Source organism: Nostoc sp. DedVER02, assembly GCF_034530675.2.
Lineage (GTDB): Bacteria > Cyanobacteriota > Cyanobacteriia > Cyanobacteriales > Nostocaceae > Nostoc.
Genome location: NZ_JAVRCP020000009.1, coordinates 80,969 through 107,948, shown reverse-complemented (window position 1 = coordinate 107,948; position 26,980 = coordinate 80,969). Strand labels below are relative to the sequence as shown.

Sequence of the window (26,980 nt, the reverse complement as noted above, 5' to 3'; positions counted from 1 at the left end):
GTGAAGAAAAATGAAAGGACTTTGGCTCGAAAATAACCAGTTGCAGCTACGCACCGATATTCCTATTCCTGAACCACCAGCAGGAGAAGCCTTAGTGCGCGTCTTGCGTGCGGGTATCTGTAATACTGACTTGGAACTACTCAGAGGCTACTATCCCTACACGGGAATTTTGGGGCATGAATTTGTCGGCGTGGTTGAAAAAGGGCCAGAACACTTAGTTAACCAACGTGTAGTTGGAGAAATCAACGCTGTGTGTGGGCATTGTCGGTTTTGTCTCAGTGGACAACCAACTCACTGCGAAAATCGCACAGTTCTAGGTATTGTCAACCGGAATGGAGCCTTTAGTGAATATCTCTGTTTGCCAGTAGATAATTTACATTTAGTACCTGAGAATGTGCCAACAGAAGTAGCAACATTTACCGAACCGATAGCAGCAGCTTTGGAAATTCAGCAGCAAGTACCATTGCATCCAAACGATCGCGTGTTAGTGGTTGGAGATGGTAAATTAGGGCAGTTAGTAGCCCAGACACTAGCCCTAACTGGCTGTGAACTCTTAGCTGTGGGGCGGCATCAAGACAAACTTGCTAACTTAGAGGCACGGGGGATTAAAACTGGTTTAGCTGATGCTGTCAAAGATGGATATTTCGATATTTCTGTAGAATGTACAGGCAACCCAGAAGGATTTGCGATCGCCCGTCGCGCCCTCCGTCCCCGTGGTACGCTTGTACTCAAAAGTACCTATGCTGGCAACCTCAGCTTAGATGTTTCTTCCTTAGTAGTGGATGAAATCACCCTCATCGGCTCCCGTTGTGGCCCCTTTACACCAGCCCTCCAGCTGCTAGCCACAGGACAAGTTGATGTGCAACCCCTGATTCATGCCACCTATCCCCTCATTGAAGGGCTTGCTGCTTTTGAACATGCCCAGAGTCGCGGTGTTTTAAAAATATTGCTGGAGATTGGTTAATAGTCATTTGTCATTTGTCATTTGTCATTTGTCATTGGGCATGGGTTATTGCCCTTTTCCTGTTGTCTCCCTCATCTCCACCAGTCCCCACTTCCTAATAAAGATAGGGATTAGTCTTCGGTTGATAGTCCAAACAATTGATCGCTTCTTCTGTATTAGCAATACATGGGCGTACAGTACATTTAAGACGGTAATTGTCGGTAAAAAATTGGCAACCACTACAGGGAATTTGATGCATAAGTTTGGCTGTAGCCACGCTATCTCGCGCCGCCGTCCAGAGACTTAAAACAACGAGAATAGTTATAGCCCAAGCAGTGATAAAGCATATTGGGATTAACAAAGGTTGAATTCCATGAAGGAGGAAAGATATCACTTCTAACACAGTATGTCCTGATACAAATTAGGAATTAAGAGTATATTAACTCCTAACTCCTAATTCCTAACTTCTACTATGGAAGTATTTAAACGCCAGCATGACCAAGTGCTAAACCTGTTACGAGCATTCCCAGGACAAGAAACGGCTGGGCACTGGCTTGGTACTTAACATCATTCTTCACAGGATCGCGCAAGAAATACATATCTTGCAAGGTGATTTGCGGAATGATTAAGAGTATTAGTATTGTTGCATACAAATTTTCATGAATGCTGACAAGATAAGCTGCAATCAATCCTTGAAATACATCAATTGTTACTACACAAATCCATGCCGCAGTGGTGATACCAAACATTACAGGTAGTGAATTTAATCCTAACTGGCGATCGCCTTCTACACTCTTAAAATCATTGACAATGGCAATACCCAATCCAGCCAAGCTGTAGAACATTGTCAAAATTATAATTGTGGAATTGAGATCGCCAAATAAAGCGTGTCCTGTAGACCAAGGTAGGGTAATATAGCTTGCACCCAAAGCGTAGCTACCTAGCCAGCCGTTTTGCTTGAGTTTCAGAGGAGGTGCAGAATAAATGTAGGCGATGAAGGAACCAATAATTGCGATCGCTGTAATTGTCGGAAATTCATGACCAGACCACACATCTAGCACAAATGCTAAACCATAGCCAGCAATCAGTAGTACCCAAATTTGAATAATTACTTGGGGTAGGGGAATTGCCCCAGAGGGGATGGGGCGATAGGGTTCATTGATGGCATCGATTTCGCGATCGTAGTAATCATTGAGGATTTGAGTGTAACCTGTCATCAATGGCCCAGCCAGAAGCATACAGGTTAATACTTTCAACACATTTTCCAGCGTCCAAGTATAGTTACCAGAAGAAGCCGCACCACAGACTACACCCCAAATTAGGGGAATCCAGGTAATCGGCTTCATTAGCTGCAAACGAATTTTCCAAATTGAAGTTTCCCCAGCAGCTGCACCTTTCATCCCCAACAGCTGCCTAGTTTTCGCGTTGCGATCGCTCGTTGCTATTGCTTGCTCACTGGGATTAATTGCTACTGAGTCTATAACCTCAGTTGGATTGGGGTCTGGGTTAATAGGAGTTGATTCTGACATAATTTTTACTGATTAATTGGGGATTGGGAATTGGGCATTGGGCATTGGGCATTGAGAATTGGGCATTAATGATTAACTTTTCCCCATTCCCTACTCCTTATTTCCCATGCCCCATGCCCCATGCCCCATGCCCATACCTGACAACTTAAAACGAAATTATCAAATAATTATTCTGAAACTTTGCTCCAGCGACGGATCTGCCACTCAAAGCTGGCGGTAGGGGAATATTCCGGCGCTGATCTCCTGCTTCTACCGTGACTTCTGGCCCATATTGAGTCAGTTTGACTTGCTTTTTATCAAAACTTGGCAAGAATAGGCGTACTTGACGATTTTGGATGTCTATTTCAATTGGTTTAGGAGCCTCTAGAGCTTGTGCTTCAAAGTTGGGTAGTGCGTCTATCAGTGGTTGCCAGTCACCTGTTGGTGAGTCGGGAACAACGCTCACAGGTAGAGGGATAAATTCCTCTGACAGACTGACGTTTGTCTCAGGAGACACAAGTAGAACGCCACCGACAGTTAAACCAATTTGTTGAGCGCTACCCCACAAATAACGAGCATTTGCTACGTCAATGGGATCTCCTGTGGTCACTAAGAAAGCAGCGAGACGCTTGGGGTCAGCAAGTGCGGCTCTCCCTTTTTCCAAGAAATTATTGACTTGGTTAGTAGGCGCTGCAAAATTATCTGCTGTCCAGTTGACATTGAAAAAGCTGCTAATTAGGGGTTGAATTAAAGGGGATTCAGTAATTGTTTTCCCCAAATCGGAGTTAACAAACAATTGCCGAAATCGCCGGATATACCAACTGAGAGATTCTGGCAAACCCAACATTCGCAACGTCAAAGAGTCACCCGTGCCATCGTAGACGATCGCATCATATTTGCCACTGGCATCATATTCGCGGATAGCATTGAGAGCTAGGGCGTTGTCCATTCCTGGTAATACTACCAGTTCTTGACCAAAAACGTCTTTGAAGATGGGCGTGCGGAGGTATTGCGCCTCAAGTTTTTTTACTTCTTCCCAGTTGCGCTCTAGCAGTACAGATGCTTGAAACTGTACCGCTTGTAATTTGGGAGCGATCTCTTGAGGATCGGCAGCAATGGGAGTACCCAACAGGATTGATAATGTTGGTTCTGCTTGTCCTACTAAAAGTACGCGCTTGCCTTGACTTGCCAATAATTTGGCGGCGGCGATCGCAATTTTGGTACGAGCGGTGCCGCCTTTGCCCAAAAATGTCAATATTAGAGCCATTACTTGATTCCTATTTTCACCGCCGATCTTTTCAATTCCAACTTAGCACTCAACAAAGATTCTCAACCTGTGCTTGAAATTTCAGATGCCAAGAAAAGCCCGGATCTGAGTTCTTTCCAACTACACAGGTTTAATTTCATCTTCAAAAAACCAAGTGGAAGTATTGTCTTCAAACAGCACCACGACACCGATTCCAGCACCATCGGTAACTTTGTAGCCTTGAATGACACCCACTTGCCCAAGTTTTTTTACAACAGGGGCAGAAACGCGATCGCGTAAACGAAAGACTTTAACCTTTTGTCCGATTTCCATGCCTGATTACAATGCAACAAACCAGTCTCAGTGTAGCGGAATCCGTGACTCAGCTTTCAAAAATTCAGAGAATGGGGAAGCAGGGGGCAGGGAGCAGGGGGGCAGGGAGCAGGGGAGCAGAGGAGCAGGGGAGCAAGGGTAAGTAACTAATTCCCAATGCCCAATTCCCAATTCCCAATTCCCAATTCCCAATAACAAACAGCTTAAAATTAAATCAATAATCAAACAGGTACAACCATAATGTTTGTCACAGCGCAACAGCTAGAACAGCAGATGCCCGATGCAACTCGGTTGTTAAGTGATGAGCCAGAGATGGAAACTTCATTGCACTATATGCAGCTACTGCTGCTAGTAACTTCCCTTGAGTGGTTATGGCGTGACTCTAATGATTTCTTTATAGGTGCGAATCTAACAATTTATTTTAGCCGTCAGCAGTTGCGAAATCGAGATTTTCGAGGCCCAGACTTTTTTTTGGTCAAAGACACCGAAAAGCGATCGCGTAATTCCTGGGTAGTCTGGGAAGAAGATGGTCGTTATCCAGATTTGATTATTGAATTACTTTCAGAAAGTACGGCTGATATTGACCGAAATTTGAAGAAAAATCTTTATGAAAATCGATTTCACACACCAGAATATTTTTGGTTCTCGCCGGAAAATTTGGAATTTGCCGGTTTTGAATTGGTAGGCAACAAATATCAGGAAATTACCCCAAATGCGCGGGGATGGTATTGGAGCGATGTGCTTGGGCTGTATTTAGGCGTAGAAGGACGTAAATTGCGCTACTTTACATCCGATGGTGATTTAGTTCCAACACCAGAGGAAGCTGCTATTCTGGCCCAGCAACAGGCATCAGAAGCCCAGCGACAGGCATCAGAGTCACAATTGCAGTTGGAAGAAGAACGGCTGCGATCGCAACGCTTGGCTGAACATTTGCGATCGTTAGGAGTTAATCCAGATAGCTTGAGTTAAGTAACCAAGGTAGTAGTCATGTATCAAACAGATCCCCCTCGTCCACCACAAGAAACAATGCCTACGATGTATGATTTACCTAGTGAATTAATAGGGGAATCAGGTTTGCCAGATGAATTTCACTGCATTCAGGCTGATTTGCTAACTGAGACTTGTCAACCTCTGACTTATCCATTGGAGGAAATTTTACTTGCTAGCGATTTGAATCTTTATTATGACCCTCGCCATCCGTTGTGGTACAAACGTCCTGATTGGTATATGGTTTTAGGAGTACCTAATGCTAGCCAACAGCAAGACTTACGCTTAAGTTACGTCATTTGGCAAGAGGGTATTGATCCATTTTTAGTAGTTGAATTACTTTCACCAGGTACAGAACAAGAAGATTTAGGAAAAACACTCCGAGAGGTAAATCGAACCCCAACTAAGTGGGAAGTATATGAACGCATTTTGCGGGTTCCCTACTATGTTGTCTATGATCGCTATAAAAATAATTTGCGTGCCTTTCAACTTATAGGCACTCACTACGAGGCAATATCTTTAATAGAGAATCGCTTCTGGTTGCAAGAGTTAGAACTAGGATTGGGTCTTTGGCAAGGTTCTTATCAAAAGACAACAGGTTTGTGGTTGCGTTGGTATAATTCAGTGGGTTGGGTGGCAACGCCAAAAGAACAAGCTGAACAAGAGCGCCAACGGGCTGATAAATTAGCAGAGTATTTGCGATCGCAAGGAGTCAATCCAGATAGTTTGAGTTAGGGAATTAAAGTAACGCCTAAATCATCCAATAATATAAACATCCTCAGATAAATGATGTTTGACTTTTAAAAATTTTTATGATATCACAACACTGCTGGTTTGCAGCAGAGAGTTCTAGGAACCAATTAATAAATTAACTGGTCTTCCGAAAGGAAGATGCGGTTAAGAGTGGAAAAATGGTAGCTGGATAATGTACTTAACAATGCTTTTTAAAGCAAAGTTCTTCATCGTAGGCTAATTCACTAAAGTACACTCTAATAGTATAAAATTCGCAAATAACTTGCCTGTGGTGTGTGGTAGTTTTTAACAATGATAATTTCGCTTAAAGATAATTCAACTTGGTTGCAAGTGCAGCGCTACTGGGAATTGCTGCAAGTTTTGGTAGCGCGAAATCTCAAAGTGCGTTATCGAGGTTCGATCCTGGGGGTTTATTGGTCGCTATTCAACCCTTTGATGATGACCGGGCTGTACACAGCGATTTTCGGTGCTACTTTTGCCTCCTATTACGGCAACTCAATACTGAACTATTTATTGGCAGCCTTTACGGGACTAGTAGTGATTAATTTTTTCTCAGCTTCTACCTCTCAGGCATTGACTAGTGTAGTCGGTAATGGTTCACTATTGAATAAAATTAGTCTGCCAGTCAGCGTTTTTCCTGTATCAATGATTTGTGCAAACATATTTCAGTTTTCAGTAGGGACATTTCCCTTACTGGCATTAATGACTTTTATTAATTCCAAGAGTTTAGTCAATGTATTGGCGTTAGTATTTCCATTTTTAGCTTTAGTTTTAGTTTCTACAGGAATAGGTTTTTTAGTCAGTTCTTTATACGTATTCTTTAGAGACTTGCCTTATTTTTATGAGTTAATTGTATTTGTACTTTGGCTCAGTAGTCCTATATTTTATCCAGCAGCTATTGTTCCACCGCAGGTAAGGCAGTTTTTAGGTCTTAATCCGTTATCACCAATTATTGAAAGTCTCCGTCAGATTACATTATCAGGTTCTCTGCCAGATTTAGGTTTAATTTGGGGTTCTTTGCTCAGTGGAATAATTATTTTAGCCTTGGGATGGACTTGTTTTCACTTGTGGCGACATCAATTTATGGATTTGCTGTAAATGGAAGTAATTCGCCTAGATAATGTTTCGCTATTGCGACGGACACAAGAGGAGTTTTCTTATGACCTTAAGAAAACTATGCTATCTGTTTTAGAGGGTAAATATCGTCAACCAGTAAAAAAGTTAGTGCTGGATGAAATTGATTTCGTAGTTGAAAAAGGCCAAAAAATTGGTATTATTGGTGCGAACGGTTCCGGTAAATCTACTCTTCTAAAAGTAATTTCTGGAATATTACAACCTACCAGTGGAACAGTACGGGTACGAGGTAAGATCGCGCCTTTGATTGAATTAGGAGCCGGTTTTGACTTGGAAATTTCCGTAATGGATAACATTATCCTGTATGGTGTACTGCTGGGATATTCTAGATTAGAAATGCAAAATCGAGCATCTTCAATTTTGGAATTTGCAGAGTTGCAAGATTATGCTTTTGTCCCAGTTAAAGGATTATCTTCTGGTATGGTAGCAAGGCTAGGTTTTTCTATTGCAACAGACGTGCAGCCTGATATTCTAATTCTAGATGAGGTGTTATCTGTAGGTGATGAAAGTTTTAAGAATAAATGTAAGCAGCGAATTGAAAAATTATGGGATGAAAATGTGACAATTTTAGTAGTATCTCATGATTTAAAATTTATCAAAGAGTCTTGCCAAAAATCTATCTGGTTAGATAAAGGTAAAATCCAATTAACTGGAAGTGCAGGTGATGTTGTAAATAAATACCTCAAATTTGTAGTTTAAAAAGAGGTAAATAATGAATAGTCATTAGAAAAAACTATATAAGCTTATGTATATTGACCTTTAGATAAATGTATCAAAATAAATGTAAAAAGCTGATATTAAAGACCATTATCTGATAAAGTATCACAATTCACGGAGATTACTGCACCACATGAAACCTCTGTATGTTCTTGTATCATAATCTTAAAATTGATGAGTTAACACATCAATCAGTGGCAATAATATTTAATTTAAATATCTTCATAATCTGCTACTTATTCATATCAATTACATATTATTTATTGATAACTAAATAAGGCAAAGCTGTGATGAACCAAGATAACAAGTCTTCGATTTTTATAATTACTGGAATGCATCGTTCAGGTACTTCTCTATCTGCATCGTTGATAGAAAGTGCGGGAGTAAATATAGGTGAAAGATTAATGGGTGCAGCCTCTAGTAACCCAAAAGGTCATTTTGAAAATTTAGATTTCGTAGGTTTTCACGAACATGCTCTACGTTCTCAAGGTATTAGTCAGGAAGGATGGACAGTACAAAAGCATATCGATATACCACAGCAATTGTTTGATAAAGCAAAACTAATTATTGCTGAAAATGCAAAAGAGAATTACTGGGGATGGAAAGATCCACGCACTACTCTCTTCTTAGACTTTTGGAAAAATTTACTACCGCAAGCATATTTTATATTTACATATAGATCACCTTGGGAAGTTATTGATTCTTTATATCGTCGGGGAGATGAAATATTTTATAGCAATCCTAAATACGCTTTACAAATCTGGATGCACTATAACAAAATCATCCTAGATTTTCATCATCAGTTTCCAGATAAATGCATTTTGTTAAATAATCATACTGTAATTGCAGACCCGACTGTTATTTCAAAGTTATGTGAAAATAAATTTGGTCTTAAACTTCAAGATCCTAATGAAGGTATTGCAGATAAATCATTAATGAGTAATTTAGCATCGAACACTCACAGACAGATGCTAATTCAACGCTTTTTTCCAGAAGCAATAGAATTATATAATGATTTGAATAATCAAGCCGATTTAAGATGCCAGTCACTTCAGTTAGAGCCATTAGAAATTGATATTTATTTGAGAGACTGGGTTCTTCAAGATTGGCTTGATATTTACAAAATTAGGAAAAATTCAAAAATAGAATTAGAGCGATCGCAGTCTACTCTACAACAAACTCAGGCAGAATTAGAGCGATCGCAATCACAACTGCAAAATACCGAGATAGAATTAGAGAGTTTGCAATCTACTCTACAAAAGACTCAGACAGAATTAGAGGTTTTGCAATCTACTCTACAACAGACTCAGACAAAATTGGAGCGATCGCAGTCTAATTTACAACAGACTCAGACAGAATTAGAGCGCTCACAATCTCAATTGCTAGATACGCAGGCAGAATTAGAGCGATCGCAGTCTACTATATACCACACTCAGACAGAATTAGAGCGATCGCAATCTCAATTGCTAGATACTCAGATACAATTAGAGCGATCGCAGTCTACTTTATACCACACTCAGACAGAATTAAATCATTCGCACTGTACTATTGCAGCCATGAATACTAGTAAATTTTGGCAGATGCGAAAAATATGGTTTAAATTGAGGCATGTTGTGGGTTTACTAGACGATGATAATCCGTTTCACATAAGTTTATGGTTTAAATTTAGAAGTGCTAAAACTATAAATTTATTATCTGATTTTAGTTCATCTGACATAACAGTTTTGTCACAATTAAAAAAAAATTGGACTGTTTTACGAACAAAAGGGCTTGGATACTGCTTAAAAAAATTACTGAAAAAAACTTCTTCGAACTTAAAGTTTGATGATGCATTACTACCTACTATAGCCCTGCCAGATATTCCTCAAACTAATGATGTTAATTATCAGAAGTGGCTGAACCAAAACTACCCTAATCAGGCAGCCTTAAAAAAAATGGGTGAAACGGCAAAATTATTAGATTATAAGCCTACTATTAGTCTGATTATGCCTGTTTTCAATACTCCGACTCATTTTCTGCAAGAAGCTATTGAGTCTGTATTAAATCAGGTATATCCCTATTGGGAATTATGTATTGCTGACGATTCTTCTACAGATAATCATGTTAGAAAAATTTTAGAGGAGTACTCATCAAAAGACTCCAGAATAAAAGTTGTTTTTAGAACTGAAAATGGCCATATTTCTCGATGCTCTAACTCAGCAATAGAAATCGCAACTGGTGAGTTTATTGCCTTACTCGATCATGATGATTTGCTAACCCCAGATGCTTTGTATGAAATTGCTCTACTGCTCAATAAGCATCCAGAAGCAGATATGATCTATTCTGACGAAGATAAAATTGATGAAACTGGTAAACTACGAGATCCTTTCTTTAAACCAGATTGGTGTCCAGACTCATTTTTATCTCGGATGTATACCTGCCATTTAGGAACTTATCGAAGAGCGCTAGTAAATGCCATTGGAGGTTTTAGAACAGGTTATGAGGGAAGCCAAGACTATGATTTAGTTTTAAGATTAACCGAAAAAACAACACAAATATTTCATATCCCGAAAATATTATACCATTGGAGAATTCATCCCCAATCTGCTGCAAGTATACCGGATCAAAAACCTTATGCTGTCATAGCAGCAGAAAAGGCATTAGTAGATGCCCTTGCTAGACGAGGCGAACATGGACGAGTTACACAAGCTGGAAGCCTTGTGGGGCATTACGTAATTCGATATACAATCAAAGACTATAAGCTTGTTAGTATTATCATACCTACAAGAGATTTGGGTAATACCTTAGACAAATGTCTCACATCTATTTTCGAAAAGACAACTTACCCAAATTATGAAGTAATTCTCATAGATAACGGTAGTCAAGAAGAGAATACAGCTAATGTGATTTCTAAATGGCAACAAAAGGAATCTAGTAAGTTTAAATGTTACCGTCTTGATATACCTTTTAACTATTCCCGGATTAATAATTATGCAGTTAAACAGGCTAAAGGAGATTATTTACTATTTTTAAATAATGATATTGAGGTAATTACCCCTGACTGGATAGATGCAATGGTTGAGCAAGCTCAAAGACCTAGTATTGGGACTGTCGGAGCCTTGCTTTTATATCCAGATAACACTATTCAACATGCTGGTGTAGTCATGGGTGTTGGAGGAGTTGCTAATCATAGTCATAAACATTATCCGGTCAATTCTCCAGGATACTTTGGTCAAATCTTAACGGTAAATAATTATTCGGCTGTCACAGCCGCTTGTTTAATGTGTAGACGAGAAATTTTTGAACTAATCGGAGGTTTTGAAGAAGAACTTGCAGTTGCATTTAATGATGTTGACTTGTGCTTGAAGATCGTTGAGAAAGGTTACAAGAATATCTATTTACCACACGTTATGTTATACCACTATGAATCCAAGAGCCGAGGTTGTGAAGATACACCTGCAAAAGTAGCAAGATTTATTCAAGAAACAACGTATATGCAGAAGAAGTGGAAAAACTTTATAGAATACGATCCTTGCTATAGTATCAATCTGACCTTTAAGCGTGAAGATTACAGCATCAATGTTTGATGTCAACCTCAAACCTGCCAATTTATAAACATTAACAAAATTCATAAAAAATATGAACATTTTAGATCAATATATCAAATCTGCACCCAGCCCGCAAAATGCACTCGATATTTTTAAAAATGAGTGGTCATCAAAATTACCTGCACCACTAGCAGATTTTAAAGCAGGTTCGATTTCATTGTTTGAAGATGCAAGGATTGATTGGGTATCTACTAAGCTAGGCGGGATTAAAGGTAAAACTGTGCTGGAATTGGGGCCATTGGAAGCAGGGCATACTTATATGTTGGAATGCTTAGAGGCAGCATCAATCTTATCAATAGAAGCTAATACACGTGCTTATTTAAAGTGTTTAATTATCAAAGAGATTTTAGAACTGAAAAAGACACGTTTTTTATGTGGGGACTTTGTAGAATATTTGCGAAATACTCAGACTAAATTTGATGTATGCATTGCTAGCGGTGTACTCTATCACATGAACAATCCAGCCGAATTGATTGGGTTAATAGCTAAGTGTACAGATAAAATATTTATTTGGACGCATTATTATGATAAACAAGTAATTTCAGGTAATCCGAATCTTAGACATAAATTTGTAGGTAGTTCTAAAAGCAATTATGATGGCTTTAAGCATACTCTTTATCGTCAAGAATATGAGAAAGCGCTGGAATGGTCAGGTTTTTGTGGTGGTAATGCAAGTACTAGTTATTGGATGAGCCGCGATGATATATTAGCTTGCCTCAAATACTTTGGTTTGAAAGACATTGAAATTAGTTTTAATGCTCCAGACCATCCGAATGGGCCGAGCTTTGCTTTAATGGCTGTTCGTTAGTATAACCTGAAGTCGATATATAGGAATTCGGTTTTATTTATGAAAACATACGTAGTGGCTTGGCAAGACTAAAGTAGTGCAATAGAAAACTTGGATTATGTCTTTTAACTTGAATTTTTCAGAGATTTTTAATATAACATTTTAGTCTTGCCACACCACTACAATACCTACCTAATTTTGTTCAAAAACAAAATAGTAATTCTTTATATCAACACACTCCGCAAGCGTCCCAAACATCCTCATCATCGAACCAAAAATACTCGGTGAAGATCGCAGGTTCTTGCTTGAATTATACAATCAATAAAAATTCACTGAAAAAATATGGACAACAAACCTTTCTCATCCCAAAAAGAAAAAGTACTCTTAGCAGTTGCATATTCTCTACCAGTTGTTCTACTTTTCTGGTTTGTAACTAACTTTAGTGTAAATGTACCTTTTGCGGACGATTGGGGATTAGTAGATTTTTTTGAAAAAATTCATAGTGGTACTGTAAATTTCAGAGATTTTTTTTCTCAGCACAACGAGCATCGCATACTTTTTCCAAGGATAATATTCGCAATACTTGCTTTTTCTTCTAAATGGAATATTAAACTAGAAATTTACTTTACTTTCTTATTGGCTTTAGTAAATTTTATAATTTTATATAAGATCGCAGCCTATAATTGGAATGAAGATAATAAAATCTTATTTATATTATTTAATTTATTTAATATTACAGCTTGTCTTGCACATTTTTCTTTAAACCAGTATGAAAATTGGCTATGGGGGTTTCAAATAACTTGGCTATTTATAAATACCTGCTTAATATTAGCAATTTTTATTCTTACTGTACCTAAAAACTTACTTCCAAATATCAGATTATTACTTGCATCTTTATGCTGTTTTATTGCTAGCTTCTCGTCGGCTCATGGATTACTATCTTGGGTTGCAATTCTACCATCAGTATACTTACTCGAAGGGACAAATAAACAGAAAAAAATTAGGATTTTGGTATGGATGGGGGTTTTTGCTTTTTGTGTTGCTATCTATTCTATTGGTTATGAAAAACCTTCTTATCATCCTAATACATTTTTTATTTTCCAGAAGCCATTAATTGCCTCAAAATATTTCTTCACTCTAATAGGTTTCTCATTATTAAAAAATACTTTTCCCCCTGTTCTTACTGGTTTAATAATATTATTAGTTTTTTTCTTTTTTAATCTATTCTCTTTTACCAATCAGCAATCAAACTTTGCCAATAAAGCAGCACCTTGGTTATCGTTGGGTTGGTTTGCCGTTCTGTTTGCATCAATGACTACTGTTGGTAGAGCAGGTTTTGGTGTTGAGCAAGCTACTTCATCTAGGTACATAAGTGTTTCGATCTTATTATTCATATCCTGCTTACAATTGTGTGGATTATGGATTTTATACAAATGGCAGGAACAAGCTAAAAAAAAATATATATTCTTAGTATTCTGCCTAAGCTTTCTAATAAGTATTTCTATTTATATCTCAACTGATAGCATTGCAGAAGGTCAACTTATATGGATACAAAGGAAGGCTGGTAAAAATTGTTTAGAACTCATAAATTATATAGATAAATCTATAACTAATTCACCTAGCAACTGTTTAAATTTTATTTTTCCCGATCAACTTTTGATCCGAAAACTAAGTCCAGTTCTTCAAAAATTAGAGTTTAGAGATTTTCCTCAAAATCTCACTTTTATAACTAAAGCTGATAAAGTTCACGGTTACATTGATTTACCTCCAACAACAAAACAACCATTAAATATACGCAGTAGTGATGTTTTAAAGTTGTCGGGCTGGGCTATTCTTCCTGAAGGTCAAGAACAGCCACCCATAGTTTTACTATCCTATGGGAACAGTCAATCATTTTTTGCCACTGGGTTTGTATATTTAAACAGACCTGATGTAGCTAAAGCCTTAAATTCAAATCTGTACAATACTTCAGGTTGGGAAGCAATTATTTCTCTAAAATCTATACCAGCAGGTGAATCTGTTATTAAGGCTTGGGTTTATGACCGAATCAGTCAACAGTTTATAAAGTTGAATGGTGAACCAAAGATAACAGTAGTGGAATAAAAAATAATCAAGTTTATAAGCTGTAGTATTGATGGTTAGGAACAGAAAAGGAGCCATAGAGTCAAATGATCAAAAAAATGTTTAAGCCAAAAATACTAAAGTTTTTACTAGGTGGTGGTTTAGCAGCAGTACTAAACTTAGCACTAATTTATTTAATAATTGAAAAACTAGGATTCAATACAGCTTTTCTACGTAATATTGCCAATGTAATATCAATTGAAATTTCTTTAATATTTAGTTTTTTTATATACCGAACTTGGGTTTGGACTGGCGGTGTTTGGAACCTTAAAGAAGTATTTTTGCGACAACTTCCTCTTTACCATGTTTCTGCGGGCGCAGCAGTTATTGTTCGCGTTTTTTTAATTTTTCCCATTTTAGATTGGTTGAAAGTTAACTATGGCATTAATACTATAATAGGCGCACTTGTGAGTGCATCAATTAATTATTTAATTAGCGATCGCTTTGTATTTAAAAACCCAACAAAAAAAATATCAGGTACATATTATCCAGAATCATTGGCTCCTGCTCTATTAGTAAATTCTAGCATAAGAAAGGAAGAGCCAATAACGATAGATAGTTCAAAAGCTGTCAAGACGTTATCAATAGTAATTCCAGCCTACAACGAAGAAGACTGTATAGTTCAAACTGTTCACACAATTAGCAACGTTTTGGAACAAGAAAAAATAGATTACGAAATTTTAGTCGTTAATGACAACAGCAAAGATAAGACAGAACAATTATTACAGCAGATAAATTCTGAAAATAGTAAACTTCGTTACGTTAATAATTATTATCCTAACGGGTTTGGCTTTGCAGTTCGCTGTGGATTAGAAAATTTTACAGGAGATGCTGTAGCGGTAGTTATGGCAGATAGTTCCGATGCACCAGAAGATATGGTATCTTACTACCATAAATTACAAGAAGGATACGATTGTGTTTTTGGTTCCCGCTTTATTAAAGGCGGTAGAGTTATTGACTATCCCAGCCACAAATTAATTGTTAATCGTTTAGCTAATTTCTTTATTAAAGTTTTATTTGGCTTAAAATTTAACGATACTACTAATGCATTTAAAATCTACCGTAAAGATGTTATTGAAGGGATCTCCCCATTAGTATCTCATCATTTCAATCTCACCGTAGAAATGCCACTAAAAGCTATAGTAAGAGGGTATTCTTATACAACTATTCCTATTACTTGGAGAAATAGAACCACAGGAGTTTCTAAGTTAAAACTAAAAGAAATGGGTAGTCGATATTTGTTTATAGTCCTCTACATCTGGCTAGAAAAACATTTATCACGTGGAGATTATCATCTAAGCAAAAATAGACCACTACTAGATCAAAGGTTTAAATCCAATGGCTGAGAAGATTCTGATTTTAGGAGGGGCTGGTTTTGTTGGCAGTTCATTAGCAATTAATCTAAAAAATCATCATTCTCAGTGGGAAATTACATGTTTTGATAATCTCAGAAGGCGTGGTTCAGAATTAAATCTTCCTAGACTAAAAAATTTAGGGATTGAATTCATTCATGGTGATATTCGTTCTTCTAGCGATTTAGATCCTGGAATATTTAATGTCGATACCATTATTGATTGTTCTGCTGAACCTTCTGTACTTGCAGGATTTACTTCTCCACAATACGTCTTGCAAACAAATTTAGTAGGAACTATCAATGTCCTTGAATTGGCTAGACAAATTCAAGCTCGTTTGCTCTTTCTATCTACTAGTCGTGTTTATCCAATTGAAACACTTAAATCAGTTAATTTGGTAGAACTACCAACTCGCTATAACATTGCTGTTGAACAGACAATACCTGGAGTCTCTAATATTGGTATAGCAGAGGAATTTCCACTTCAAAGCTACCGTTCTCTTTATGGTACTACTAAGCTTGCCTCAGAAATGCTAATCGAAGAGTATCGACAAGCTTATGGTATTCAGGCAATAGTCAACCGCTGTGGCGTAATTACAGGGCCTTGGCAAATGGGTAAAGTTGACCAAGGTGTTTTTGTTTTATGGTTAGCTGCACACCATTTTGAGAAATCTCTAAGTTACATAGGCTATGGTGGTACAGGTAAACAAGTTAGAGATTTATTGCATATTGAAGATTTATTATGCTTAATTAATTATCAGTTAGAAAATTTTTCCGAACTAGATGGAGATATTTTAAATGTTGGTGGAGGTGCTGATAATAGTCTATCGCTATTAGAAACTACTAGACTATGCGAGGCAATTACTGGTAAATCTATTGCGATCAAATCAGAAGAAGCAGCCAGACAGGGTGATATCCCCATTTATATTACGGATTCTTCCAAAATAATTTCTAAGACGGGATGGAAGCCAATGATGAATCCTGAACAAACTCTTAAAGATATTTATGATTGGATTCTTGAGTATGAAACAATTCTGAAGCCCGTTTTATCCTAAACTGATGGTTGTACTATGACGTGAGTCAAAATATTATGCCCACCGTTTTAATTACTGGTTCATCTGGTCTAATTGGTTCAGAATCGGTTCATTTTTTTGCTCAAAATGGTTTTTCTGTTGTGGGTATCGATAATAATATGCGAGCAGTATTTTTCGGTGAATCTGCATCAACAGAGTGGAATCGTCGCATCCTAGAAGATAAATATGGTGATAGTTATCGTCATTATGACATTGATATCCGCGATCGCCCCGCAATAGAAAATCTATTTCAAGAATATTCTTCTGATATTTGTCTGATTATTCATACAGCAGCACAACCATCTCATGACTGGGCAGCGAAAGACCCTCATACAGATTTTACAGTTAATGCTAACGGTACTTTAGTCTTATTAGAAGCTACTCGGCAATATTGCCCGAATGCGACTTTTATATTTACCTCAACGAACAAAGTTTATGGCGATGCTCCCAACTATTTACCCTTAGAGGAGTTAGAGACACGTTGGGAAATTGAACAAAATCATCAATACAGAGAGGGTATTGATGAGTCAATGACAATTGACAATTCTAAACATTCTTTATTTGGTGCTTCTAAAGTTGCCGCAGATATTCTAGTTCAAGAATATGGTAGATATTTCGGCATGAGGACTGTTACCTTTAGAGGAGGTTGTTTGACTGGCCCTAACCATTCTGGCGCTCAGTTGCATGGTTTTCTTGCTTACTTAATGAAATGTACTATTGCTGGTGACATTTACACAATATTTGGCTATCAAGGTAAACAAGTTAGAGATAATATACACAGTTTCGATTTGGTGAATGCTTTTTATCATTTTTATCAAAATCCCAGATGTGGGGAAATTTATAATATGGGAGGTTCTCGGCATAGTAATTGCTCTATGTTAGAAGCAATCTCAATTTGCGAAGATATCGTAGGTAAAAAGCTGCAATACACTTATACAGAACAAAATCGCTCTGGGGATCATATCTGGTATATTTCAGATGTTAGAAAGTTCCGTTCTCACTATCCAACATGGCACTACAATTATAATCTTCGACAGATATTAGAAGAAATTTATATTGCTCAAACATCTAGAAATGTTACTTCTTGATAAAGGCTATTTTAAAACTATCTGGATATATATTGGTGTTAGTTAATATTGATACATTAGTCGGAACTTTAGAGTATTAGGATATAAAATTAATCAATATAGTTGTTATATAACATCTAAATCAATGACCCTAAAAGTTGCAGCTTACATAACTCTCTATAAGGATAAGCAAGCTGCCAGCAATTGTTTGCAAGCTATTCAATCCCAATCCATACCAATAGATATTGTTTTTGTAGTAGATAATTCCGAGCAAAAATTACTAGAAATTGATAATAATGGATCGATTTTAATACATCATTATCCAGAAAATATTGGTATTGGTAAAGGTTTTGCCCTTGGACTGGAATGGGCAATAAAGGAAGGTTATGATTTTTTATGGGCTTTTGACCAAGATAGTTTACCTACCAATCATTGTTTGGAGATTTTGTTGAAAATTTACAACAACTTGTCTCTCAACGATGATAACAAAATTGGGATTATCGCTCCTACTGCTATTGATTGCAAGACTAAGGAAATTGTACAGGGAGCAGTCTTTGTAAAAGACCAGTTTAAAGGTTGTAAACATCATAATAATGTTGATTTTTATGAGTGTGATTCTCCGATAACTTCTGGTTCTTTGATTTCCATTGCTGCGGCTAAAACTGTTGGCCTTCCTCGGGCAGAATTATTTATAGATGGAATTGACCTTGATTATGGGCTAAGATTACGACAACAGGGATTCCGTAATTTAATAGTTACTAACGCTATCATGTATCATAATTTTGGTAATCCAGTTAAAGTAAAATTTTTTCAACGAGAAATTATCGTTCACAAATACTCCAGTCTACGTAACTACTACATTAATCGGAACCACACTTATTTAGAAACTCGCAACGCCAAAGGTTTATATCGATTACGCAGTTATGGTCAGCGCATAAAATATTTATTCCGCAGGATAGTTACAATTTTGCTGTATGACCCTGAAGAAAAAACCCTAAAAATATGGGCTTGCTTACTGGGAACATTTCACGGCTTTCAAGGAAAGCTTGGTAAAACTTGGTTTTGAGTTGATAAATAGGGGTAGATATTGGAGATTTAGAAGTGAAAAATTGTGTCCGGATCTTTAACAGAAAACATCTATAGGAATCCTATATAATTGATTATTAACAAGATTAACTGATATTATAAATTTATATAAGCATAGTGATTTATTTTTTAACCGTTAATTATTATTCTGCCAATTTAATTTCAAAATTAATTAGTTCGATAGATAAAACAAGCAATATTGACTACAAAGTAATTATTATCAATAATTCACTTGACGATCGCAACATTGATAATCTCAAAACTGAATCTGTATTGATTTTTAATGCTGAAACTAATTTAGGTTTTGGTTGTGCTTGTAATTTAGGCTTAAAATGGATCTACATTCAAGACCCGCAAGCATATATTTGGATTATCAATCCAGATGCTTATTTAGTAGACAATACTTTAGATAAAGTTCAACCTTTTTTTAAATTATATCCAGAAATTTCAATTCTTGGTACACTTATCTATACACCCACAGGTGAAGTTTGGTTTGCTGGTGGTAGATTTATTCCGAAAAATGGTGCAATCATTACTGAAAAAAAATTAACAAATACAAATATAGATGCTAATTATGTTAATTGTGATTGGATTTCAGGTTGTAGTCTAATTGTGAATTTAAAGAATTTTAGTGAATGTCCTCATTTTGATTCTGCTTACTTTCTTTATTATGAAGATGTAGATTTTTGCTTACGCTATGCTAGTCAAGGACATATAGTTGCCATAAATAATTTTTCAGTGCTGCATGAACCATCATCTATTACTAATAGAAACATTTTTCAAAAAATTAGATATAGTACCTATAGCTATTTGTTAACAATCGACAAATATACAAATAAATTTATTTTTAGCATTAGATTAAGTCTTCAAATATTAAAAGCAATATTAGGGATTATACTAAAGCCACAAGCTGCATTAGGAAAAATTTGTGGGATATGGGATTATCTGATAAAGAATCGGAGTAAATATAAATAAATTATTAAATTTAATTGGTAAAATTTTAAAATAAATTATTGAAATATTGATTTTAAAATAATTGATTTTTTAAAATTTATGTTTAATTATAATGAAATTATTAATTAATCTCTCATTTCTGTTAACTCAACCCACAGGTATCACTACCTACGCTCTAAATTTGCTGCCTCACTTACAACAACTTTATCCTACACTTCTAGTTTCCCAAGAAATTCCTGATTACAACTGCTATCCAATTCCCTCTAACCAATCCGCAGCAGAAGGGGTAAAAGGTCATTTAAAACGTCTTGTTTGGACGCAATTTCAATTACCACAAATCTATAGAAAGCTAAAATCTCAGATTTTATTTTCCTTACTTCCAGAAGCACCTCTTAATACCAACTGTCGTTTTGTCGTGATGGTTCACGATTTTATCCCGTTGCGTTTTCCTAAAGGCTTTTCACCACTTACATTGTATCACCGCTACTACATTCCCCAAGTTATTAACCAAGCACAACACATTGTCTGTAACTCCCAAGCTACAGCTAAGGACATTACCGATTTTTTTCATATTCCTGCTAGCAAAATTACCTCTATCCCACTTGCTCACGATCGCACTCACTTCCGTTTTTTCAATCTGCCCACCCGTAACTATTTTCTCTACATCGGACGACAAAATACCTATAAAAACTTACATGGGCTTATTGCTGCCTTCGCCGCGCTACCCAATAACAGCGATTATGAACTTTGGTTAGCAGGGCCAAGCGATCGCCGTTACACCCCAACTTTAATAGCGCAAGTTGCCCAACTCGGCATCACCAATCAAGTGAAATTCTTGGACTATGTTCCTTACAGCGAATTGCCAAAAATTATCAATCAAGCGATCGCTCTTGTCTTCCCCAGTCTCTGGGAAGGTTTTGGTTTACCTGTCCTGGAAGCAATGGCGTGTGGTACTCCCGTCATAACCTCCAATCTCTCCTCTTTACCAGAAGTCGCTGGAGATGCGGCAATTCTGATTGATCCCTACAACACCAAAGAAATTACAGAGGCGATGGAGGCGATCGCAACTGATTCGACATTGCGATCGCGCCTTTCTAGTCAAGGTATCATTCACTCTCAACAATTCAGTTGGGAAAAAACCGGACAAGCAACCGCCGAAGTATTATCCCGCTACGTGTAGAATATTACCGTTAAGTAGAGGACGCGGGGATGGGAAGACACCGAGAATAATTAATGCCCCATGCCCCATTCCCCATGCCCCATGCCCCATGCCCCATGCCCAATAATAAATCCCTATGAAAGCATTAATTCTGTCTGGTGGTAAAGGTACACGCCTACGTCCCCTCACCTATAGCGGAGCCAAACAACTCGTACCAGTTGCTAATAAACCAGTTTTGTGGTATGGCATTGAAGAAATGGTCGCTACTGGGATTACTGATATTGGCATCATCATCAGCCCGGAAACTGGGGCAGAAGTCCAAGGGAAAACCGGAAATGGAGAATCCTTTGGAGCAAACATCACCTACATCGTCCAAGAACAGCCACTTGGACTTGCTCACGCCGTCCAAATCGCCCATTCCTTTTTAGGAGATTCTCCCTTTGTGATGTATTTGGGCGATAACCTGATTCAACTAGGTGAGTTACGTTACTTTCTGCAACAATTTAGCCAACAACAACCAGATGCTCTAATTCTTTTGCGTTCGGTTGCCAATCCCAGCGCCTTTGGTGTGGCTCAGGTAGATGAAACAGGACGGGTATTACAGCTAATTGAAAAACCCAAAGTTCCGCCTTCAAATCTGGCATTGGTGGGGGTTTACTTCTTTTCTCACCTGATTTTTGATGCGATCGCAAATATTCAACCTTCTGCTAGAGGCGAATTAGAAATCACTGATGCTATTCAATACCTAATTAATCAAGAAAAGCAAGTTTTAGCATACAATCTCAAAGGTTGGTGGTTAGATACCGGCAAGAAAGATGACTTGTTAGAAGCTAACCGATTGATTCTCGATACCTATCTGACAGCATCAGTTATTGGCGAAGTTGATGCCCAAAGTCAGATTATTGGGCGAGTGCAAATCGGTGCAAATTCTCAACTAATTAACTGCACTATTCGGGGGCCAGTAGTCATTGGTAGCAATTGTCATTTAGAAAACTGTTTTATCGGCCCTTATAGTAGTATTGCTAACAATGCAACAGTCATTGATACTGATTTAGAACACAGTGTGATTTTAGAAGGTGCTAAAATTGTCGGAATTCATCAGCGCATTATTGATAGTGTGATTGGTCAACGGGCACAATTGACTCTTGCACCTCGCCGCCCCAAAGCCTTGCGATTTCTAATTGGCGATGATTGTCAAATTGAATTGACTTAAAAATGAGAAAAGCCACGGTCGAAGTGTTACCTACTAGCTGTAAAATACAAACATTAAATGAGTCTCACAATTAAGACTGTGGCGAATTACTCGAAATAATATTAATGAGCATTGTACATACCAAAATACCCGAAGTTATACAACTAGAACCCCAAGTATTTGCGGACGATCGCGGGTTCTTTTTTGAAGCCTACAACGATCGCAAATTTGCCCAAGAGACTGGTATTATTGCCAGCTTCGTTCAAGATAACCACTCTTGCTCTAAACAAAACGTTCTGCGGGGATTGCACTACCAAATCCACCAACCCCAAGGTAAACTTGTTCGGGCTATTATTGGCACTATCTTTGACGTAGCCGTAGATATTAGAAAAAGTTCGCCAACCTTTGGAAAGTGGGTAGGTTATGAACTCAGTGCTGAGAACAAACGTATACTGTGGATACCATCAGGCTTTGCTCATGGTTTTCTCGTGCTTTCAGAAATAGCCGAAGTTGTCTACAAAGCTACAGATTACTACGCACCCCAAGGCGATCGCACAATTTTATGGAACGATCCAGATTTAGCGATAGATTGGCCCGTGAGTGCCTCACCGATTTTATCAGCTAAAGACCAAGCCGGTAAATCTTTGAGAACTGCTGAAGTATTTGATTAAGTAGTCATTGGTCATTGGGCATTGGGCATTGGTCATTGGTCATTGGTCATTGGTCATTGGTCATTGGGCATTGGATTTTGTCAGATACCCAGCCTCTTGCTATAGCCTAAACTTACTTTTATCGTGTGCAGAAAAACTTTGTCTTTCATCGAATTAATTCAAACCAAGTTAAAGAGTGGACGTGGCTTCTCTTTGACAAATGACAAATGACAAACGACAAATGACAAAATTAATTTTGCTGATTGGTAGCAACGGTCAAGTTGGTAAGGAACTGCAACAAATACTTCCATCTTATGGAGATATTATCTCAGTAGCACGCCCAACAGTAGACCTTGCCCAACCCGATACTCTCTGCAACTTTATCAGATCAAAGCGGCCGCAAATCATTATTAACGCTGCTGCTTATACTGCTGTGGACAAAGCAGAAAGCGAACTCGAACTTGCTACCGCAATTAATACTACTGCACCCCTAATTATTGCTCAAGAAAGCCAAAAATTAGGGGCTTTTCTAATTCATATTTCAACCGATTACGTTTTTGATGGCAATGGGTATCGCCCTTACCAAGAAACCGATGCAACTAATCCCTTGAGTGTCTATGGTAAAACCAAGCTTGCTGGAGAAGAAGCAATTCGGGAAACTTGCGGCCATCACCTCATCCTTCGGACTGCTTGGGTTTATGGAACCTTTGGCAAAAGTAATTTTGTCAAAACCATGTTGCGGCTAGGTGCAGAACGTCAAGAAGTTCGTGTTGTCGCCGATCAAATTGGTAGCCCGACTTGGGCACAAGATATAGCCGCAGTTATAGCCCAGATGATTCCCCAGTTAACCCCAGAAATTAGCGGCACTTATCACTATACTAATAGCGGTGTTGCTAGCTGGTATGACTTTGCTGTTGCCATTTTTGAAGAAGCCCAGCAGCTAGGTTTCCCTTTAAAAGTTGAACGTGTTGTCCCCATTACAACCGCCGAATATCCCACACCAGCCAGTCGCCCAGCCTATTCTGTGCTTGCTTGTAAGAAAATTACTGCAATTCTAGGGACTTATCCCCCTCATTGGCAACAAAGACTCCGCCAAATGCTCACGGAATTGGGAATTGGGAATTGAGAATTGGGAATTGGGAATTGGGAATTGGGAATTGAGAATGGAGTAATAATCTAATAGTTCTTCTTCCCCTGCCCCCTGCTCCCTTGCTTCTTCCCCAGTCCCCAGTCCCCAATCCCCAATCCCCAATCCCTATCCCCTTTTTAAAACTCCCTTCTCATGTTGTATGGGTAAGACATCTAAAATATCTGTTTGAGAACAATATTTTAAATCTTCTTGGCAGTCAAGACGCAACAATCGTTGGCCGTGACTAGCTTGGTGGAATAATCCTAATAAGTTATCTTGCCACTGAGAATAAAGAGCGATCGCACCAGCTACTTCATCATTACCAGCTAATTCTTCTGGTGACAACTGTGTTTGTTGTAAAAGACTATGAGCGATCGCACCTGCACAAACTGTATCCTCTAAAGAAAAACTACCTTCCCAACCGGAACCGACAATCCACACTGTCTCTGGTTTCTTTTCTAGAAGAAATTGCACTACCGCCGCCCGGTTGATCAAGGCTGCTGCTAATAGATTTGGCGAGTCTTGTACCCGTTGTAATGCACGAGTGCCGTTTGTGGTACTGATAAACAAACGCCGCCCATGCACTAATTCTGGTGTGCAGTCGAGGGGAGAGTTTCCCAACTCAAAGCCAGGTACTTTTGCACCGCCGCGTTCTCCAGCCCGTAGCCGTTTTTCTGAGGGCCATTTTTCGCTAACTTCAATTAACTGGTCTAAATCGCTGAATACTTGTACAGCTTCGCCTCCAGCTGCCAAAACGGTCGCTATTGTGCTTGTGGCTCGCAGTACATCGACTGCGATCGCACATTCTGGCGCTTTACCCGTTGGAGTCAATTCAGGAGTGTGATATACGAATAGCTTCACGCGCTGGATACACCTGCTTTAATACTACTGCCGCAAAATAACATTCTACCTAGTTGATGTCACCAACTATAGTTACAATTACTCACAAAGAATTTTTTAACATTAGAATGCATTATCTGACTCATTCAATACATAAATACTTAAAAAATACATTTTTATGCTTATAGATTTTTAGACTTGCTGCATTATCCTGTAATGTAAAACAATAAAGGGAATGGGGCATTGGGCATTGGGAATTGAAAAGAGGCAGAGGGGAAAACTAATCTCCCTGCTCCCTGCCCCATTCCCCATTCCCCATTCCCTTCAAAAATCGCTATGGCACCCTTACCCGATTACCGCCCTAAACAACTATCTTTAGGCCCGTTGGAAGCGGAAATTTTAAATATTATCTGGGAACTTGGTTCAGCCACAGTCAAGGATGTACACGATCGCATTCTGACCGATCCGAACCGCGAATTAGCCTATACTTCTGTCACTACTGTTTTACGTCGTCTCACTGATAAAGGTTGGTTAGCCTGCGATAAGAAAGAGCGGGCATTCTATTGGCGGCCAATGCTGAGTAAGCAGCAATCAGATGTCATCAAAGCTCACGAGCAGTTACAGCGATTTTTAGCGGTGGGGAACCCCGATGTTGTTGCTGCCTTTGCTGATAGCTTAGATGAAGCAGCTAGTGAACAAATAGCAGCGATCGCCAAACGCATTCAATCTGCACGCCAAGCCAGGGAGGAAAAATGATGCATCTGATGATGATTTTAATTACTTTGGTAGTTTCCTGGTGGTTAAGATCCTCTTGGAATCAACCCCAAGGCAATTGGAATATGCGGTGGCAGCGATCGCTATTTTTGTTCCTTTTCCCGCCCTTGCTGATTTTTATGACTGCGATCGCTCTGCTATTCATGGGGCCTCAAGGACAAATGAGCGGGATGTATACAGGCTCAGTCAGCTATTTACTAGCATTAGTTTATTTAGCATTTTTTGCCATTTCATGCATTAAACTTGCCTTTCAGGGTTGGCAGTCTGTAGAATCTGCTCGCAACTGTCCTCTGGTAAATTTGGGGGATAAACGAGCTAGGTTACTGCGAACGGGCGCGTTGTTTGCAGGTCAAATTGGTTTTTGGCAACCTGAATTAGTGATTAGCCAGGGATTACTGCAAACTCTCTCACCAAATCATTTAGAAAGCGTCTTAGCCCATGAGCAAGGGCATCATCATTATAGGGATACGTTCTGGTTTTTTTGGCTGGGTTGGGTACGTTCCTGCACCGCTTGGTTGCCAAACACAGAGCTTTTATGGGAAGAACTGTTAGCTTTGCGCGAACTCCGTGCTGATGGTTATGCAGCCTTGCAGGTAGATCCTTTAGTGTTAGCAGAATCACTTTTATTAGTGGTTAGTACCAGCCCAGTATTATCGGAATTATCGGAAATTTGCTGTGCTGCATTGGGTTCGTCTGGAGTAGGCGATGCCTACGGCGGGCTACGCCTACGTTTAGAACAACGAATAGAAGCTTTATTAGCACCACCAGAACCAACGCCAGCAGATCAATTGCATTCCTGGCATGGATTTATGTTAGCTTTCCTACCTTTAGTGACTGTAGTATTTCATAGTTAAATTGGATTTATACCAGTTCTCTATAAAGTTGCACAGAATAATTATTAACTTAATTTCTTCCTTTACGCCCTACAGGTACTCAGTTGGAGAATTCGTAGAGTAGCCGCTCCTTGTCTATACGTCCTTTGTGGTTCGTTTAATAAAAATCAAGTGCATCTTTATAGAGAATAAAACTTACGCTTTGACAGAAAATCAAAAGATTTATGGTATAAAAAAATACTACCTTTGTAAGGATAATTCATGAATTGTCCTTACAGTGCGGAGCTATTTAATATAAAAAAATAATTAATAAAAAAATGACATCAGACTCCTACTATAGATATTCCTTAATCTCTTACTAATGGGCTAAAACCCTCTTCCTTCGTGCCCTGAGCGCAACAAATCAATTTATGACAACCTCCTGGTTAGCGAGATGGTCATTGCTTGATGTAGGCATAGCTCGTCGAATATTTAGATAAACTTCATCAAAACCTTGCACAAAGCGCTCTTCATTGTCATATCACTCCGAAAATTAACAGGATTTTACCAAGGTATCTCCATATTTTTTAGTTTTTGTTGTAAAAAAACTTACAATGTTCCGAGCATTCACCGATATCAAGTGCTATTTGTAAAGGTTATTTTTAATTAAGTTAACAAGGTTCAGTTACACCGTTTACAACAGGTTCGACTAAGTTGTTACATTAGTTCCCTTAAGTTAAAGGGTAAACCTACTAAAGTTTCAACCAATTTAACTTT

At 38.3% G+C, this 26,980-nt stretch carries 24 protein-coding genes; 19 read left to right on the top strand and 5 right to left on the bottom strand.

The features are described from left to right. The first annotated feature begins 10 nt into the window (after positions 1-10). The gene (locus RMZ41_RS12315) at positions 11-964 is read left to right on the top strand and encodes an MDR/zinc-dependent alcohol dehydrogenase-like family protein (RefSeq protein ID WP_322642781.1); all 954 of its coding nucleotides are present in this window, start codon (positions 11-13) and stop codon (positions 962-964) included. Positions 965-1,058: 94 nt separating this feature from the next. Here RMZ41_RS12315 and RMZ41_RS12310 read toward each other — a convergent pair whose 3' ends face one another. From RMZ41_RS12310 to RMZ41_RS12295, 4 genes are all read right to left on the bottom strand, one after another. Further along, complete coding sequence (locus tag RMZ41_RS12310; RefSeq protein WP_322642780.1) at positions 1,059-1,346, bottom strand: hypothetical protein; 288 nt, start codon at positions 1,344-1,346, stop codon at positions 1,059-1,061. Between the two features lie 79 nt (positions 1,347-1,425). Continuing rightward, positions 1,426-2,472 carry a chlorophyll synthase ChlG gene (chlG, locus tag RMZ41_RS12305; RefSeq protein WP_322642779.1) on the bottom strand — a complete coding sequence of 349 codons (1,047 nt, stop codon included), beginning with the start codon at positions 2,470-2,472 and terminating at the stop codon, positions 1,426-1,428. A gap of 145 nt (positions 2,473-2,617) precedes the next feature. Beyond that, positions 2,618-3,718, bottom strand: coding sequence for an ArsA family ATPase (locus RMZ41_RS12300; RefSeq protein WP_322642778.1), 1,101 nt, complete (start codon positions 3,716-3,718; stop codon positions 2,618-2,620). A 120-nt stretch (positions 3,719-3,838) separates the two neighbouring features. Then, the gene (locus tag RMZ41_RS12295; protein ID WP_322642777.1) at positions 3,839-4,030 is read right to left on the bottom strand and encodes a DUF2862 domain-containing protein; all 192 of its coding nucleotides are present in this window, start codon (positions 4,028-4,030) and stop codon (positions 3,839-3,841) included. 240 nt (positions 4,031-4,270) lie between these two features. Between RMZ41_RS12295 and RMZ41_RS12290 the strand changes: the two genes are divergently transcribed. From RMZ41_RS12290 to rfbD, 16 genes are all read left to right on the top strand, one after another. Further along, a complete protein-coding gene (locus RMZ41_RS12290) occupies positions 4,271-4,999 on the top strand; it encodes a Uma2 family endonuclease (protein ID WP_322642776.1) in 729 nt (242 codons plus the stop codon). An 18-nt stretch (positions 5,000-5,017) separates the two neighbouring features. After that, positions 5,018-5,752, top strand: coding sequence for a Uma2 family endonuclease (locus RMZ41_RS12285; RefSeq protein WP_322642775.1), 735 nt, complete (start codon positions 5,018-5,020; stop codon positions 5,750-5,752). 309 nt (positions 5,753-6,061) lie between these two features. Then, positions 6,062-6,868 carry an ABC transporter permease gene (locus tag RMZ41_RS12280; protein WP_322642774.1) on the top strand — a complete coding sequence of 269 codons (807 nt, stop codon included), beginning with the start codon at positions 6,062-6,064 and terminating at the stop codon, positions 6,866-6,868. Then, positions 6,869-7,603 carry an ABC transporter ATP-binding protein gene (locus RMZ41_RS12275; protein ID WP_322642773.1) on the top strand — a complete coding sequence of 245 codons (735 nt, stop codon included), beginning with the start codon at positions 6,869-6,871 and terminating at the stop codon, positions 7,601-7,603. Between the two features lie 308 nt (positions 7,604-7,911). Then, positions 7,912-11,187, top strand: coding sequence for a glycosyltransferase (locus RMZ41_RS12270; RefSeq protein ID WP_322642772.1), 3,276 nt, complete (start codon positions 7,912-7,914; stop codon positions 11,185-11,187). Between the two features lie 52 nt (positions 11,188-11,239). Beyond that, positions 11,240-12,016 carry a class I SAM-dependent methyltransferase gene (locus tag RMZ41_RS12265; protein ID WP_322642771.1) on the top strand — a complete coding sequence of 259 codons (777 nt, stop codon included), beginning with the start codon at positions 11,240-11,242 and terminating at the stop codon, positions 12,014-12,016. Between the two features lie 321 nt (positions 12,017-12,337). Next, positions 12,338-14,098, top strand: a complete 1,761-nt coding sequence (locus RMZ41_RS12260; RefSeq protein WP_322642770.1) for a hypothetical protein — start codon at positions 12,338-12,340, stop codon at positions 14,096-14,098. Positions 14,099-14,175: 77 nt separating this feature from the next. Then, a complete protein-coding gene (locus RMZ41_RS12255; RefSeq protein WP_322642769.1) occupies positions 14,176-15,462 on the top strand; it encodes a glycosyltransferase in 1,287 nt (428 codons plus the stop codon). Beyond that, entirely contained in the window at positions 15,455-16,522 is a 1,068-nt protein-coding gene (locus RMZ41_RS12250; RefSeq protein ID WP_322642768.1) for an NAD-dependent epimerase/dehydratase family protein, read from the top strand. The genes RMZ41_RS12255 and RMZ41_RS12250 overlap by 8 nt, the downstream gene beginning before the upstream one ends. 35 nt (positions 16,523-16,557) lie before the next feature. After that, complete coding sequence (locus RMZ41_RS12245) at positions 16,558-17,628, top strand: NAD-dependent epimerase/dehydratase family protein (RefSeq protein ID WP_322642767.1); 1,071 nt, start codon at positions 16,558-16,560, stop codon at positions 17,626-17,628. A gap of 124 nt (positions 17,629-17,752) precedes the next feature. Next, positions 17,753-18,673 carry a glycosyltransferase family 2 protein gene (locus RMZ41_RS12240; protein ID WP_322642766.1) on the top strand — a complete coding sequence of 307 codons (921 nt, stop codon included), beginning with the start codon at positions 17,753-17,755 and terminating at the stop codon, positions 18,671-18,673. A 137-nt stretch (positions 18,674-18,810) separates the two neighbouring features. Further along, positions 18,811-19,668 carry a glycosyltransferase gene (locus tag RMZ41_RS12235; RefSeq protein WP_322642765.1) on the top strand — a complete coding sequence of 286 codons (858 nt, stop codon included), beginning with the start codon at positions 18,811-18,813 and terminating at the stop codon, positions 19,666-19,668. 91 nt (positions 19,669-19,759) lie between these two features. After that, entirely contained in the window at positions 19,760-20,827 is a 1,068-nt protein-coding gene (locus RMZ41_RS12230) for a glycosyltransferase family 1 protein (RefSeq protein WP_322642764.1), read from the top strand. Positions 20,828-20,942: 115 nt separating this feature from the next. Then, on the top strand, positions 20,943-22,019 hold the full coding sequence (locus RMZ41_RS12225; protein ID WP_322642763.1) for a glucose-1-phosphate thymidylyltransferase: 1,077 nt from the start codon (positions 20,943-20,945) through the stop codon (positions 22,017-22,019). Between the two features lie 104 nt (positions 22,020-22,123). Then, positions 22,124-22,669: a dTDP-4-dehydrorhamnose 3,5-epimerase gene (rfbC, locus tag RMZ41_RS12220; protein WP_322642762.1), complete on the top strand. Its 546-nt coding sequence runs from the start codon at positions 22,124-22,126 to the stop codon at positions 22,667-22,669. A gap of 220 nt (positions 22,670-22,889) precedes the next feature. Then, positions 22,890-23,774, top strand: coding sequence for a dTDP-4-dehydrorhamnose reductase (rfbD, locus tag RMZ41_RS12215; RefSeq protein WP_322642761.1), 885 nt, complete (start codon positions 22,890-22,892; stop codon positions 23,772-23,774). Between the two features lie 129 nt (positions 23,775-23,903). Here the strand turns inward: rfbD and RMZ41_RS12210 are convergent, their stop codons facing one another. Beyond that, a complete protein-coding gene (locus RMZ41_RS12210) occupies positions 23,904-24,638 on the bottom strand; it encodes a 2-phosphosulfolactate phosphatase family protein (protein WP_322642760.1) in 735 nt (244 codons plus the stop codon). A gap of 315 nt (positions 24,639-24,953) precedes the next feature. Here RMZ41_RS12210 and RMZ41_RS12205 point away from each other — a divergent pair, with 315 nt between their 5' ends. Next, positions 24,954-25,373, top strand: coding sequence for a BlaI/MecI/CopY family transcriptional regulator (locus RMZ41_RS12205; RefSeq protein WP_094329782.1), 420 nt, complete (start codon positions 24,954-24,956; stop codon positions 25,371-25,373). Continuing rightward, entirely contained in the window at positions 25,373-26,245 is an 873-nt protein-coding gene (locus tag RMZ41_RS12200) for a M56 family metallopeptidase (RefSeq protein ID WP_322642838.1), read from the top strand. Before RMZ41_RS12205 ends, RMZ41_RS12200 begins: the two co-directional genes overlap by 1 nt. Positions 26,246-26,980 lie beyond the last annotated feature (735 nt).

What these genes read in the sequence shown, in the direction of transcription:
- rfbD (WP_322642761.1), top strand. Translation starts at nt 22,890, where the DNA reads ATGACAAAATTAATTTTGCTGATTGGTAGCAACGGTCAAGTTGGTAAG.
- RMZ41_RS12280 (WP_322642774.1), top strand. Translation starts at nt 6,062, where the DNA reads ATGATAATTTCGCTTAAAGATAATTCAACTTGGTTGCAAGTGCAGCGC.
- RMZ41_RS12315 (WP_322642781.1), top strand. Translation starts at nt 11, where the DNA reads ATGAAAGGACTTTGGCTCGAAAATAACCAGTTGCAGCTACGCACCGAT.
- RMZ41_RS12225 (WP_322642763.1), top strand. Translation starts at nt 20,943, where the DNA reads ATGAAAGCATTAATTCTGTCTGGTGGTAAAGGTACACGCCTACGTCCC.
- RMZ41_RS12300 (WP_322642778.1), bottom strand. Translation starts at nt 3,718, where the DNA reads ATGGCTCTAATATTGACATTTTTGGGCAAAGGCGGCACCGCTCGTACC.
- RMZ41_RS12290 (WP_322642776.1), top strand. Translation starts at nt 4,271, where the DNA reads ATGTTTGTCACAGCGCAACAGCTAGAACAGCAGATGCCCGATGCAACT.
- RMZ41_RS12255 (WP_322642769.1), top strand. Translation starts at nt 14,176, where the DNA reads ATGTTTAAGCCAAAAATACTAAAGTTTTTACTAGGTGGTGGTTTAGCA.
- RMZ41_RS12295 (WP_322642777.1), bottom strand. Translation starts at nt 4,030, where the DNA reads ATGGAAATCGGACAAAAGGTTAAAGTCTTTCGTTTACGCGATCGCGTT.
- RMZ41_RS12270 (WP_322642772.1), top strand. Translation starts at nt 7,912, where the DNA reads ATGAACCAAGATAACAAGTCTTCGATTTTTATAATTACTGGAATGCAT.
- RMZ41_RS12265 (WP_322642771.1), top strand. Translation starts at nt 11,240, where the DNA reads ATGAACATTTTAGATCAATATATCAAATCTGCACCCAGCCCGCAAAAT.
- rfbC (WP_322642762.1), top strand. Translation starts at nt 22,124, where the DNA reads ATGAGCATTGTACATACCAAAATACCCGAAGTTATACAACTAGAACCC.
- RMZ41_RS12275 (WP_322642773.1), top strand. Translation starts at nt 6,869, where the DNA reads ATGGAAGTAATTCGCCTAGATAATGTTTCGCTATTGCGACGGACACAA.
- RMZ41_RS12285 (WP_322642775.1), top strand. Translation starts at nt 5,018, where the DNA reads ATGTATCAAACAGATCCCCCTCGTCCACCACAAGAAACAATGCCTACG.
- RMZ41_RS12200 (WP_322642838.1), top strand. Translation starts at nt 25,373, where the DNA reads ATGCATCTGATGATGATTTTAATTACTTTGGTAGTTTCCTGGTGGTTA.
- chlG (WP_322642779.1), bottom strand. Translation starts at nt 2,472, where the DNA reads ATGTCAGAATCAACTCCTATTAACCCAGACCCCAATCCAACTGAGGTT.
- RMZ41_RS12260 (WP_322642770.1), top strand. Translation starts at nt 12,338, where the DNA reads ATGGACAACAAACCTTTCTCATCCCAAAAAGAAAAAGTACTCTTAGCA.
- RMZ41_RS12230 (WP_322642764.1), top strand. Translation starts at nt 19,760, where the DNA reads ATGAAATTATTAATTAATCTCTCATTTCTGTTAACTCAACCCACAGGT.
- RMZ41_RS12245 (WP_322642767.1), top strand. Translation starts at nt 16,558, where the DNA reads ATGCCCACCGTTTTAATTACTGGTTCATCTGGTCTAATTGGTTCAGAA.
- RMZ41_RS12240 (WP_322642766.1), top strand. Translation starts at nt 17,753, where the DNA reads ATGACCCTAAAAGTTGCAGCTTACATAACTCTCTATAAGGATAAGCAA.
- RMZ41_RS12250 (WP_322642768.1), top strand. Translation starts at nt 15,455, where the DNA reads ATGGCTGAGAAGATTCTGATTTTAGGAGGGGCTGGTTTTGTTGGCAGT.
- RMZ41_RS12205 (WP_094329782.1), top strand. Translation starts at nt 24,954, where the DNA reads ATGGCACCCTTACCCGATTACCGCCCTAAACAACTATCTTTAGGCCCG.